Origin of the sequence: Streptococcus oralis subsp. oralis, from assembly GCF_002096495.1 — a bacterium.
GTDB classification, from domain to species: domain Bacteria; phylum Bacillota; class Bacilli; order Lactobacillales; family Streptococcaceae; genus Streptococcus; species Streptococcus oralis_CU.
Genome location: NZ_NCUO01000012.1, coordinates 421,476 through 434,985 on the forward strand (window position 1 = coordinate 421,476; position 13,510 = coordinate 434,985).

12 protein-coding genes and 1 other annotated feature are annotated in these 13,510 nt (G+C 41.3%); all 12 genes read left to right on the plus strand.

The genetic code is table 11. The features are described 5' to 3' along the window. Positions 1 to 115 precede the first annotated feature (115 nt). The 12 genes from ftsW (at position 116) to B7717_RS07555 (ending at position 13,445) form a co-directional block, all read left to right on the plus strand. Entirely contained in the window at positions 116 to 1,339 is a 1,224-nt protein-coding gene (gene ftsW / locus B7717_RS07500) for a cell division peptidoglycan polymerase FtsW (protein ID WP_000703342.1), read from the plus strand. 23 nt (positions 1,340 to 1,362) lie between these two features. Beyond that, positions 1,363 to 4,059: a phosphoenolpyruvate carboxylase gene (gene ppc / locus B7717_RS07505; protein ID WP_049536255.1), complete on the plus strand. Its 2,697-nt coding sequence runs from the start codon at positions 1,363 to 1,365 to the stop codon at positions 4,057 to 4,059. A 95-nt stretch (positions 4,060 to 4,154) separates the two neighbouring features. Then, positions 4,155 to 4,371, plus strand: a binding site (T-box leader). Positions 4,372 to 4,488: 117 nt separating this feature from the next. Beyond that, entirely contained in the window at positions 4,489 to 5,484 is a 996-nt protein-coding gene (trpX, locus tag B7717_RS07510; protein ID WP_000792183.1) for a tryptophan ABC transporter substrate-binding protein, read from the plus strand. A 65-nt stretch (positions 5,485 to 5,549) separates the two neighbouring features. Beyond that, positions 5,550 to 6,416, plus strand: a complete 867-nt coding sequence (locus B7717_RS07515) for an ABC transporter permease (RefSeq protein WP_084944481.1) — start codon at positions 5,550 to 5,552, stop codon at positions 6,414 to 6,416. Next, on the plus strand, positions 6,413 to 7,171 hold the full coding sequence (locus B7717_RS07520; RefSeq protein ID WP_000125424.1) for an ABC transporter ATP-binding protein: 759 nt from the start codon (positions 6,413 to 6,415) through the stop codon (positions 7,169 to 7,171). The genes B7717_RS07515 and B7717_RS07520 overlap by 4 nt, the downstream gene beginning before the upstream one ends. A 196-nt stretch (positions 7,172 to 7,367) precedes the next feature. Continuing rightward, complete coding sequence (gene dnaG, locus B7717_RS07525) at positions 7,368 to 9,128, plus strand: DNA primase (protein ID WP_049520791.1); 1,761 nt, start codon at positions 7,368 to 7,370, stop codon at positions 9,126 to 9,128. A gap of 2 nt (positions 9,129 to 9,130) precedes the next feature. Then, positions 9,131 to 10,240 carry an RNA polymerase sigma factor RpoD gene (gene rpoD, locus B7717_RS07530; protein ID WP_000201890.1) on the plus strand — a complete coding sequence of 370 codons (1,110 nt, stop codon included), beginning with the start codon at positions 9,131 to 9,133 and terminating at the stop codon, positions 10,238 to 10,240. A gap of 14 nt (positions 10,241 to 10,254) precedes the next feature. Continuing rightward, the gene (locus tag B7717_RS07535) at positions 10,255 to 10,584 is read left to right on the plus strand and encodes a metal-sulfur cluster assembly factor (protein ID WP_000331930.1); all 330 of its coding nucleotides are present in this window, start codon (positions 10,255 to 10,257) and stop codon (positions 10,582 to 10,584) included. Between the two features lie 110 nt (positions 10,585 to 10,694). Then, entirely contained in the window at positions 10,695 to 11,738 is a 1,044-nt protein-coding gene (locus tag B7717_RS07540) for a glycosyltransferase family 4 protein (protein ID WP_025171818.1), read from the plus strand. Between the two features lie 8 nt (positions 11,739 to 11,746). After that, a complete protein-coding gene (locus B7717_RS07545; protein WP_001219461.1) occupies positions 11,747 to 13,072 on the plus strand; it encodes a glycosyltransferase family 4 protein in 1,326 nt (441 codons plus the stop codon). A 20-nt stretch (positions 13,073 to 13,092) separates the two neighbouring features. Continuing rightward, positions 13,093 to 13,281: a PspC domain-containing protein gene (locus tag B7717_RS07550; protein ID WP_000735790.1), complete on the plus strand. Its 189-nt coding sequence runs from the start codon at positions 13,093 to 13,095 to the stop codon at positions 13,279 to 13,281. Between the two features lie 29 nt (positions 13,282 to 13,310). After that, positions 13,311 to 13,445 carry a DUF4044 domain-containing protein gene (locus B7717_RS07555; RefSeq protein ID WP_000863851.1) on the plus strand — a complete coding sequence of 45 codons (135 nt, stop codon included), beginning with the start codon at positions 13,311 to 13,313 and terminating at the stop codon, positions 13,443 to 13,445. Positions 13,446 to 13,510: the final 65 nt, after the last annotated feature.

Consider the following 13,510-nt stretch of genomic DNA (forward strand, 5'->3'; position numbering starts at 1 on the left):
GGATTAAAGGATAAGAGTTTTTTTCTTTCTGAAAAAGTGGTATAATAGCAATCAAAACTAGAAAATAAAACGGAATTGGGAACAGAAGTGTCTGTTCCTATTAGAGTGGTGAAATATGAAAATTAGTAAAAGGCACCTACTAAACTATTCCATTTTGATTCCTTACTTCCTTTTATCGATTTTGGGGCTGATTGTGGTGTACTCGACAACGAGTGCAACCTTGATCGAAGAAGGAAAAAGTGCCTTTCAATTGGTGCGTAACCAGGGGATCTTCTGGATAGCTAGTTTGATTCTGATTGCCTTAATCTATAAATTAAAATTAGGTTTCCTAAGAAACGGACGTCTCATCTTTATCGTAATGATTGTGGAGATGGTTCTTTTAGCTCTGGCACGACTGGTCGGAACACCTGTCAATGGAGCATACGGATGGATTTCTGTAGGACCTGTAACGATTCAGCCTGCGGAGTACCTTAAAATTATCATTATCTGGTACCTAGCACATCGATTTTCAAAACAACAAGATGAGATTGCGGTTTATGACTTCCAGGTTTTGACACAGAATCAGTGGCTGCCTCGAGCTTTTAACGACTGGCGTTTTGTTCTGCTAGTTCTGATTGGTAGCTTGGGAATTTTCCCAGACTTGGGAAATGCGACCATCTTGGTCTTGGTGGCGCTCATCATGTATACGGTTAGTGGGATCGCCTATCGTTGGTTCTCGACCATTCTGGCTCTCTTGGCAGGGAGCTCAATGTTAGTCTTGTCTGTCATTCGCTTTGTTGGGGTTGAAAAGTTCTCTCAAATTCCTGTATTTGGTTACGTTGCTAAACGTTTTAGTGCCTTCTTTAATCCCTTTAATGACTTGGCGGGTGCAGGACACCAGCTCGCAAATTCCTACTATGCCATGGTTAATGGTGGCTGGTTCGGACTGGGACTAGGGAATTCTATCGAGAAGCGTGGTTATCTGCCAGAAGCCCATACGGATTTCGTCTTTTCGATTGTCATTGAGGAGTTTGGATTCGTAGGAGCCAGTATGATTTTGGCTTTACTCTTCTTCTTGATTTTGCGAATCATCTTGGTTGGTATTCGAGCAAAGGACCCCTTTAACTCTATGGTTGCTATTGGTGTCGGAGGGATGATTCTTGTTCAGGTCTTTGTCAATATCGGTGGGATTTCAGGGTTGATTCCTTCTACAGGGGTAACCTTCCCCTTCCTTTCACAAGGTGGGAACAGTCTATTGGTATTATCCGTAGCCATCGCGCTTGTATTGAACATTGATGCCAGTGAAAAACGTGCCAAACTTATCAGAGAATACGAGAATCAAACCGATGAAAATCTGTAAGGATTGAATGGAAAGGAAAGTATATGTCTCTTCAAAAATTAGAAAACTATAGTAATAAAGCAGTCGTCCAAGAAGAAGTCTTGATTCTGACTGAGCTATTAGAAGATATCACAAAAAATATGCTAGCGCCAGAAACCTTTGAAAAGATTATCCAGTTGAAGGAATTATCAACTAGCGAGAATTATCAAGGGCTCAATGACCTAGTGACAAGTCTTTCGAATGAAGAAATGATTTACATTTCACGCTATTTCTCTATCCTTCCACTTTTGATTAATATCTCTGAGGATGTGGATTTGGCCTATGAAATCAATCACCAAAACAATGTGGACCAAGACTATCTAGGAAAACTATCTACAACGATTAAGATGGTAGCTGAAAAAGAAAATGCAGCCGAAATTTTAGAAAAGTTAAATGTCGTTCCTGTCTTGACCGCTCATCCAACGCAAGTACAACGCAAGAGTATGCTGGACTTGACCAACCATATCCATACGCTTTTGCGCAAGTACCGTGATGTCAAACTTGGTTTGATTAATAAAGAAAAATGGCACACGGATCTCCGTCGTTATATTGAAATTATCATGCAAACGGACATGATTCGTGAGAAAAAATTGAAAGTAACCAACGAAATCACCAACGTGATGGAGTATTACCAAAGTTCTTTCCTGAATGCTGTTCCGCGTTTGACGGCTGAGTATAAAAAATTAGCTAAAGAACAAGGTATCGAGCTTGAGCATCCAAAACCAATTACTATGGGGATGTGGATTGGAGGAGACCGTGATGGAAATCCTTTCGTAACAGCGGAAACCCTCAATAAATCAGCCTTGACCCAGTGTGAAGTCATCATGAACTACTATGATGAAAAGATTTATAATCTTTACCGTGAATTTTCACTGTCAACCAGCATCGTGAATGTCAGCGACAAGGTTCGTGAGATGGCGCTGAAGTCACAAGATAACTCGATTTACCGTGAAAAAGAACTCTATCGTCGTGCCCTTTTTGATATCCAAGCTAAGATGCTGGCAACCAAGGCTTATTTGATTGAAGACAAGGATCTTCAACCTAGATATGCCACTGCAGATGAATTCTATCAAGATTTGTTGGCCATTCGCGACTCTCTCCTTGAGAACAAAGGAGAATACCTGATTTCAGGAGAATTTGTCGAGTTGATGCAAGCTGTCGAAATTTTTGGTTTCTACCTTGCTTCTATTGATATGCGCCAGGATTCTAGTGTTCACGAAGCCTGTGTGGCTGAATTGCTAGCATCAGCTGGTATTAACGACCATTATAGCGACCTTTCTGAAGACGAAAAATGTACCCTCCTCTTAAAAGAGTTGGAAGAAGATCCTCGTATCCTCTCAGCGACTCATGCTGAAAAGTCAGAACTGCTTGAAAAAGAACTCTCTATCTTTAAAGCTGCGCGCAAGTTGAAGGATAAACTGGGTGAAAACGTCATTCGTCAAACCATCATTTCTCACGCAACCAGTGTATCCGATATGTTAGAGCTAGCCATTATGCTTAAGGAAGTCGGCTTGGTGGATGCCCAAAAAGCCCGCGTTCAGATTGTTCCCCTCTTTGAAACAATCGAAGACTTGGATCACTCAGAAGAAACTATGAGAAGATATTTCTCTCTACCTTTGGCTAAAAAATGGATTGCTTCAAAAGATAACTATCAGGAAATCATGCTCGGCTACTCTGATAGTAACAAAGACGGTGGTTACCTGTCATCGTGTTGGACCCTCTATAAAGCGCAACAACAACTGACTGCTATTGGGGATGAATTTGGCGTTAAGGTTACTTTCTTCCATGGTCGTGGTGGTACTGTGGGTCGTGGTGGTGGACCAACTTATGAAGCCATCACATCTCAACCACTCAAGTCTATTAAGGACCGTATCCGTTTGACTGAGCAAGGAGAAGTGATTGGAAACAAATACGGAAACAAAGACGCTGCCTATTATAACCTTGAAATGCTAGTTTCTGCAGCCATTAACCGTATGATTACCAAGAAGAAGAGTGATACCAACACATCAAACCGTTACGAAGCTATCATGGACCAAGTAGTGGATCGCAGCTACGATATCTACCGTGACTTGGTCTTTGGAAATGAACATTTCTATGACTACTTCTTTGAATCAAGTCCAATCAAGGCTATTTCAAGCTTCAATATCGGTTCGCGTCCAGCAGCTCGTAAGACCATCACTGAAATCGGCGGTTTGCGTGCTATCCCTTGGGTTTTCTCATGGTCACAAAGCCGTGTCATGTTCCCTGGCTGGTACGGAGTGGGATCAAGCTTTAAAGAGTTTATTGATCAAGATCCAAAGAATATCGAGTTCCTTCGTGATATGTACCAAAACTGGCCTTTCTTCCAATCTCTTCTTTCCAATGTGGACATGGTCTTGTCTAAGTCTAATATGAATATTGCTTTTGAATATGCCAAGCTCTGTGAAGACGAAGAAGTACAAGCTATCTACTACACTATTTTAGATGAATGGCAGTTAACTAAGGACGTTATTTTAGCTATCGAAGGTTATGACGAACTCTTGGCAGAAAACTCTTACCTAAAAGACAGTCTAAACTATCGTATGCCTTACTTTAATATCCTGAACTACATCCAGTTGGAGTTGATAAAACGTCAACGTCGCGGCGAATTGTCAGCTGACGAAGAAAAACTGATCCATACAACTATTAACGGAATTGCAACAGGTTTGCGTAATTCAGGTTGATATTTTCTAAACTTCCTCTTTTTCTAGGGGAAGTTTTTGAATAGTTTAAAAAATTCTAAAAATAGTCTTGACAAGTAATTGAAAAATGATATAATTTAAACATTCAGAGAGTAATCATTGAAGTTTTTTAGAGAGTCTGTGGTTGGTGGAAACAGATAGATGAAAGTGATGAAAATTGGGCTGAATGTTATAAAGAATTTGAAATCATAAAAATTCGGTGAGCACACCTTACAGTGCAACTCGTTATTGCGAGAAAGAGCGATAGGGATATTCCCTATAATTGAGGTGGCACCGCGCATCGACGTCCTCACACAAGTTTTTTGTGTGAGGACTTTTTCTATTAGGAGGATGATGATGGAATTTAAACGATGGCATCGCTAGATGATGTGATTTAACAAGTTAAGGTAAAAGAATTAAGGAGAAAGAAAAATGAAAAATAAACGTTTGATTGGAATTGTCGCTGGATTAGCAGTATTGGTAGTGGCTAGCCTGATTTATTCATCTATGAACAAACCAGCAGCTAAGGAAGAGCAAAAGGTCGCTAAGGTTGGTGTCCTTCAATTTGTTAGTCACCCATCCTTGGACTTGATTTACCAAGGAATTCAAGATGGACTAGCTGAAGAAGGCTATAAGGACGATCAAGTAAAAATCGACTTTATGAACTCTGAAGGTGATCAGAGCAAGGTTGCAACCATGAGTAAACAATTGGTAGCAAATGGAAACGACGTTGTTGTTGGGATTGCGACACCAGCTGCTCAAGGACTTGCTAGTGCTACAAAAGACCTACCTGTTATCATGGCTGCTATTACAGACCCAATCGGTGCTAACTTGGTCAAGGATTTGAAAAAACCAGGTGGCAACATCACAGGGGTGTCAGACCACAACCCTGCTGAACAACAAGTAGAGTTGATAAAAACCCTCACACCAAATGTCAAAACAATCGGCGCTCTCTACTCAAGTAGCGAAGATAACTCAAAAACACAGGTAGAAGAATTCAAGGCTTATGCTGAAAAAGCAGGTTTGACAGTCGAAACATTTGCCGTTCCATCAACAAATGAAATTGCTTCAACAGTTAATGTCATGACAAGCAAGGTCGATGCGATTTGGGTTCCAATTGACAACACCATCGCATCAGCATTCTCAACAGTTGTTTCAAGCAACCAAACAGCTAAAAAGCCAATCTATCCAAGTGCTACTGCCATGGTAGAAGCAGGTGGATTAGCATCTGTAGTAGTTGACCAACACGATCTTGGAGTGGCTACTGGTAAAATGATTGCCAAAGTTTTGAAAGGTGAAAAACCAGCTGATACGCCAGTTAATGTCTTTTCAACTGGTAAGTCAGTGATTAACAAAAAACTAGCACAGGAACTTGGTATCACCATTCCTGAGTCCGTTCTAAAAGAAGCAGGACAAGTGATTGAATAAAGATAAAGGAGGAGCTGGACACATCTCCTCCCATTTTTACTAAAGAAAGAGATGAGTGAAAGATTATGATAGTATCCATTATTTCTCAGGGAATGGTGTGGGCGATTTTAGGTTTGGGAATCTTTATGACCTTTCGAATTTTGAATTTTCCAGATATGACTACTGAAGGTTCTTTTCCTCTTGGGGGAGCAGTAGCTGTAACCTTGATAACACAGGGAGTCAACCCATTTTTAGCAACCCTAGCCGCAGTAGGAGTGGGCTGTCTAGCTGGAATGGCGACAGGTCTCTTATATACCAAAGGAAAAATCCCAACTCTCTTATCAGGGATTCTGGTCATGACTTCCTGCCATTCCATCATGCTCATGATTATGGGGCGTGCCAACTTGGGGCTTCTTGGGACCAAGCAAATTCAAGATGTCTTGCCTTTTGATTCGGATCTCAATCAACTCCTGACTGGATTAATCTTTGTAGCTCTTGTAATTGGTCTCATGCTCTTTTTCCTTGATACCAAACTAGGTCAGGCCTACATCGCTACTGGTGATAATCCTGATATGGCTCGTAGCTTTGGTATCAATACAGGACGTATGGAACTCATGGGCTTGGTTCTCTCAAATGGGATTATCGCGCTTGCAGGGGCCTTAATTGCTCAACAAGAAGGATATGCAGACGTTTCTCGAGGAATTGGAGTGATTGTCGTAGGGCTTGCTAGCTTGATTATTGGTGAGGTATTGTTCAAGAGTTTGACCCTGGCAGAGCGACTCATGACCATTGTCGTGGGGTCTATTGCTTATCAGTTCCTCGTCTGGGGAGTGATTGCTCTTGGATTTAATACAAGTTATCTTCGTTTTTACAGCGCCTTGATTTTGGCAGTTTGTCTCATGATTCCAACCTTCAAAAGCAAATACCTGAAAGGAGTCAAGTTTAGCAAATGACAGCAATTGTAGAATTAAAAAATGCTACCAAAGTCATCACGAATGGCTTTGATGAGGAAAAAATCATTCTGAATGATGTTTCTCTTGAAATTTTCGAACATGATTTCATTACCATCCTAGGGGGAAATGGAGCAGGGAAGTCAACGCTTTTTAACACGATTGCAGGTACCTTACCTTTAACAAGTGGAAGTATCCGTATCATGGGCGAGGACGTGACGCATTTTTCACCTGAAAAGCGGGCTAAGTACTTGTCTCGTGTCTTTCAGGATCCTAAGATGGGTACGGCTCCTCGTATGACGGTAGCGGAAAATCTCTTGATTGCCAAGTTTCGTGGTGAGAAGAGAGGACTCCTTCCTAGGAGACTTTCAAGCCATAGAGAAGAGTTTCAGACTACCATTGAAAAAGTGGGAAATGGGCTTGAAAAACATCTAGATACTCCGATTGAGTTTCTATCAGGCGGTCAACGCCAGGCCTTGAGTCTCTTGATGGCTACCTTGAAGCGACCAGAGTTGCTCTTGTTGGATGAACACACAGCAGCCCTTGATCCAAAAACCAGTGTTGCCTTGATGGAATTAACAGATGACTTTGTCAGCAAGGGTCATCTAACAGCCTTGATGATTACCCACCATATGGAAGATGCGCTGAAGTATGGCAATCGTCTGATAGTCATGAAGGAAGGTCGTATCATCCAAGACCTCAATAAAGAAGAAAAAGCTAAGATGAAGATTTCAGACTACTATCAATTATTTGAATAGATGAGTTAAATAATCATCAAAAAATAGAGAAGAGAAACTTAGAAGCATGGAAGTGTTTCTGAGTTTTTTATCTCCTCTTTCTATCTGGAAAAATAAGGCAAAGAGAATTACGGAAAGCGTATGAAATGGTTTACTTTTTTTCAGAAATAAGCTATACTAGTTTACGTGAAACTATGATAAGATGGAGGTATTGTGTATGGTTGACAAGCAAGTCATTGAAGAAATCAAAAACAATGCCAACATTGTGGAAGTCATAGGTGATGTGATTTCTTTACAGAAGGCTGGACGGAACTATTTAGGGCTCTGTCCTTTTCATGGTGAAAAGACCCCCTCTTTCAACGTTGTGGAAGACAAGCAGTTTTATCACTGTTTTGGATGTGGGCGTTCAGGAGATGTCTTTAAGTTTATCGAAGAATACCAAGGCGTGTCCTTCATGGAAGCCGTTCAGCTCTTAGGAGAGCGCGTCGGTATTCAACTAGCTATGCCTGTTCAGTCTCGTCCCCAACAAGCTTCCCCTCATCAAGCTCTATATGATATACATGAAGAAGCTGCACGCTTTTACCATGCCATCCTCATGACGACCAAGATGGGAGAAGAAGCAAGGGCTTATCTCTACAAACGCGGATTGACAGATGATGTTCTGAAGCACTTCCAGATTGGACTAGCTCCAGCAGAGAGAACTTATCTCTACCAACGTTTATCTGACAAGTTTGAGGAAAAGGATTTATTGGATTCTGGCCTGTTTTACCTGTCAGATGGCAATCAGTTTTATGATACTTTTTTTGGACGGATTATCTTTCCTTTGACCAATGACAAGGGGCAGGTTATTGCATTTTCAGGTCGTATCTGGCAAGAAACGGATAGTCAGACTGCCAAATATAAAAATAGTCGCTCGACTGCAATTTTTAACAAGAGTTACGAATTGTATCATTTGGACAAGGCAAAAAAGGGAACAGGTAAAATTACAGAGCTCTATCTGATGGAAGGCTTCATGGATGTGATCGCAGCCTACCGTGCTGGTATAGAAAATGCTGTAGCTTCCATGGGAACAGCCTTAAGCAAGGAGCATGTTGACCACCTCAAACGCTTTACCAAAAAAATTGTTCTCAGCTATGATGGCGACAAGGCAGGGCAGGCAGCAACAGCCAAAGCTCTGGAAGAATTAAAAGATTTCTCAGTGGAAGTTGTCCGAGTACCTGATGCCATGGACCCAGATGAGTATTTGCAAAAGAATTCTGCTGAAGACCTGGCTTACCTTTTAACCAAGACTCGGATTAGTCCCATAGAGTTCTATATTCACCAGCTCAAGCCGGAAAATAGTGATAACTTACAGGCGCAAATCGAGTTCATTGAAAAGATTGCCCCCCTAATCGCCAAAGAAAAGTCTATCACTGCCCAGAATTCTTATATCCACATTCTGGCGGATAATCTACCTTCCTTTGATTACCAGCAGGTGGAACAGATTGTAAATGAAAGTCGGATTGTTCAGAGGCAGGAAAGAGTCAAAGAGGAGCAACCTCCAGCAGCGATTAGTTTACCTGTAACGCGACAACTGACAGCAGTCATGAGAGCAGAGGCTCATCTCCTCTATAGGATGGCTGAGAATCCAGTTGTTCTAAATGACTACCGATTAAGAGAAGATTTTTTCTTTGATACCCCAGAATTTCAAATTCTTTACGAATTATTAAGTGCAGAGGGAGAAATCGGATCAGAGGAACTGTCTCATCAGACGCCTGAGGTTGAAAACGCTTGGTACCACGTGCTTAGCTTGGATTTGCCAGCTGAGATGTCGCCTCAAGAGCTAATGGAAGTCGAAGCGACTCGAAACCGTGCTCTCCTCAGCAAGGACAACTTACGAATTAAAAAGAAAGTGCAGGAAGCTAGTCATGTAGGAGATACGGACACAGCCTTGGAAGAATTGCAACGATTGATTTCCCAAAAGAGAAGAATGGAGTAATAATGGCAACAAAACAAAAAGAAGTAACGACATTTGATGTGCAAGTAGCAGACTTTATCCGTAACCACAAAAAAACAGGAACAGCGACAGATGACGAAATCAATTCAAGTCTGGTTATTCCTTTTGCCCTTGATGCAGATGGCATTGAAGACCTTTTGCAACGGATTCAGGATGCTGGCATTTCTATCACAGACAACGAAGGAAATCCAAGCGCGCGTGTGCTTAGTGCAGAAGAAGAACCAGAACTCAGTGATGAGGACTTGATTGGCTCAACTTCTGCCAAGGTTAATGACCCAGTCCGTATGTATTTGAAGGAAATCGGGGTGGTTCCTCTCTTGACCAACGAAGAGGAAAAAGAATTGGCCCTAGCAGTTGAGGCTGGTGATATCGAAGCCAAACAACGTCTTGCAGAAGCCAACCTTCGTTTGGTGGTTTCTATTGCTAAGCGCTACGTAGGGCGTGGCATGCAGTTTCTTGACTTGATTCAAGAAGGAAACATGGGTTTGATGAAGGCTGTTGACAAGTTTGACTATTCAAAAGGATTCAAGTTTTCAACTTACGCAACTTGGTGGATTCGTCAGGCGATTACCCGTGCCATCGCTGACCAGGCCCGTACTATTCGTATCCCTGTCCACATGGTAGAAACCATTAACAAGCTTGTCCGTGAACAACGTAATCTCCTTCAAGAATTGGGGCAAGATCCGACACCTGAACAAATCGCTGAGCGTATGGATATGACACCTGACAAGGTACGTGAAATCCTAAAGATTGCTCAAGAACCAGTATCGCTTGAAACACCGATTGGTGAAGAGGACGATAGTCATCTTGGGGACTTTATCGAAGACGAAGTGATTGAAAATCCAGTAGACTACACAACTCGAATCGTTTTGCGTGAGCAGTTGGATGAAGTCTTGGATACTCTTACAGATCGTGAAGAAAACGTTCTGCGCCTTCGTTTCGGTTTGGACGATGGAAAAATGCGTACTCTTGAAGATGTTGGGAAAGTCTTTAACGTGACTCGTGAGCGTATCCGTCAGATCGAGGCCAAGGCTTTGAGAAAACTACGTCAACCAAGTCGCAGCAAACCGCTTCGTGATTTTATTGAAGACTAAGAGTGAGGAATAACATGGCTTATACAGAAGAGCAAATTGAAACGATCAAAACACGCATTTTAAATGCTTTGGAAGAAGTCATCGACCCTGAGTTGGGGATTGATATTGTCAACCTAGGTTTGATTTATGAAATTCGTTTTGATGGTGAAACAGGTCACACTGAAATTGATATGACCTTGACAACTATGGGCTGCCCACTGGCTGACCTTTTGACAGACCAGATACATGATGCGATGACAGATGTGCCTGAGGTAACCAATACCGAAGTTAAATTGGTCTGGTATCCAGCTTGGACGGTTGAAAAAATGAGCCGATACGCGCGTATCGCCCTAGGAATTAAATAAAGACTAAAAAAATGAGAGAGACGATTGGAAAAAGGTAATTTTATCCTTTTTCCTTTGGTCTTTTCTTTCTTTTGCTGATTTTCTGGAAATAAAATGGTATAATGAAAGGTATGGAAAACGAAAAATTGCGTATTAATATGCTGAGTTCAAGTGAAAAAGTAGCTGGTCAAGGAGTGTCAGGAGCTTATCGAGAATTGGTTAGTCTCCTTCACCGTGATGCCAAAGACCAGTTGATTGTTACAGAGAATCTTCCTGTAGAGGCAGATGTAACTCACTTTCATACCATTGATTTCCCCTATTATTTATCCACTTTCCAAAAGAAACGCTCTGGGAGAAAAATTGGCTATGTGCATTTTTTGCCTGATACGCTTGAGGGGAGTTTGAAGATTCCCTTTTTCCTAAAAGGAATTGTCAAACGCTATGTTTTTTCCTTTTACAACCGAATGGAACACTTGGTGGTGGTCAATCCCATGTTTATCGAGGATTTAGTGGCTGCTGGCATTCCACGTGAAAAAGTAACTTATATTCCAAACTTTGTAAATAAAGAAAAATGGCATCCATTACCAGCTGAACAAGTTGCTCAACTCCGGAAGGAAATGGATCTCGCGGAAGATCAGTTTGTCGTCATCGGTGCGGGTCAGGTTCAGAAACGTAAAGGAATTGATGATTTTATCCGTCTTGCTGAGGAATTGCCAGAAATTACCTTTATCTGGGCAGGTGGTTTTTCATTTGGTGGGATGACAGATGGTTATGAACGCTACAAGAAGATAATGGACAATCCACCCAAAAATCTTATTTTCCCTGGAATTGTGTCACCGGAACGGATGCGGGAACTTTACGCTATGGCGGATCTATTCTTGCTACCAAGTTACAATGAATTATTCCCTATGACTATCTTAGAGGCTGCTAGTTGCGAGGCTCCTATTATGTTAAGAGATTTGGATCTGTATAAGGTTATTCTTGATGGGAATTATCGTGCTACAAGTGATGTTTCCGAGATGAGAGAAGCAATCCTAGAATACAAGAATGACCCTGAAGCCTTAAAGGACTTGAAAGAAAAAGCTCGTGAGATTTCCAAAGAGTACTCTGAGGAGCATTTGTTGGAAATCTGGTTAAAATTTTATCGAGAACAGGCTGCTTTGGGCAAAAAGTGAGGTAATTTATGCGAATTGGTTTATTTACAGACACCTATTTCCCTCAAGTTTCCGGGGTTGCGACTAGTATACGGACCTTGAAAACTGAGCTTGAAAAGCAAGGACATGCAGTTTTTATCTTTACAACGACTGATAAAGACGTAAACCGATACGAAGATTGGCAAATTATTCGCATTCCGAGTGTCCCTTTCTTTGCGTTTAAGGATCGACGATTTGCCTACCGAGGTTTTACAAAGGCACTTGAAATTGCCAAGCAGTATCAACTCGATATTATTCATACCCAGACCGAATTTTCTCTTGGTTTGTTAGGGATTTGGATTGCTAGAGAATTGAAAATTCCAGTTATTCATACCTACCATACCCAGTATGAAGACTATGTGCATTACATTGCTAAGGGCATGCTAATTCGTCCGAGTATGGTAAAATATTTGGTGCGTGGCTTCCTTCATGATGTAGATGGCGTGATTTGCCCTAGTGAGATTGTTCGTGACCTTTTATCTAAATACAAAGTCAAGGTTGAAAAGCGGGTCATCCCAACTGGAATTGAGCTGGCTAAGTTTGAACGACCTGAGATCAAAGAGGAAAACTTGCAAGAACTTCGTTCGAAGTTAGGTATTCAGGAAGGCGAGAAAATGCTACTGAGCCTTTCTCGTATCTCCTTTGAAAAGAATATCCAAGCAGTCTTAGCTGCCTTTGCGCAGGTTTTGAAAGAAGAAGACAAGGTGAAGTTGGTTGTTGCTGGAGACGGACCTTATCTGGACAGTCTGAAAGAACAAGCAGGGAAATTAAACATACAAAAACATGTGATTTTTACAGGTATGATTGCTCCAAGTGAGACAGCCTTGTACTATAAAGCAGCTGATTTCTTTATTTCAGCCTCTACGAGTGAGACTCAGGGTTTAACCTATCTAGAAAGTCTAGCCAGTGGAACGCCTGTTATTGCTCATGGCAATCCCTATCTTGAAAATCTGATCAATGATAAAATGTTTGGGACCCTCTACTATGGAGAACGAGAGCTTGCAGGAGCTATCCTTGAAGCTTTGATCGCTACTCCTGATATGTCTGAACAAAAGTTAGCGGATAAGTTGTACGAGATTTCGGCTGAAAATTTTGGGAAACGAGTTCATGAGTTTTACCTTGATGCCATTATCTCAAATAACTTTGAACATGAGCTACATGATGGACAACCTGTCACTCAACGCTTCTTAAAAACGATTCTCTATCTACCTCAACAGGCTGTTACAAGCCCAGTAAAAGAATCCAAGCGTATTTTAAGAGCGTCTCGAAAACAATTGTCTAGCATCAGAGATTATTGGAGAGACGAATTCAAATAATAGAATAAGAGGAAGAAAAAATGAAAAAATTAATGAGAAGCGGAAAAGATCAAAAAATTGGTGGAGTATGCGCAGGAGTTGCTCATTATTTTGATATTGATCCAACAATTGTTCGTGTCATTTGGGCTGTTCTTGCATTTTGTTATGGGACAGGAGTCCTTGCTTATATCATTTTATGGTTGATTGCACCAGTTTCAACAGAATATTAAATTAAAATTATATAGAAAAAGGAGAAGTTATGGCTTTTGGAGATAACGGAAAACGTAAAAAAACTTTGTTTGAAAAGGTGACACTTGTTGTCGTGCTCATCATGTTGTTTGTAACCCTTGCTGGTATCTTTGCAACTGCGCTTGGAGCTTTTAGTAGATTCTAAGCAAGCTACGAGGATAGAAACAATAACTAATGACTGGGTTCTCCCCAGCCTTTTTAAAGTGAGAA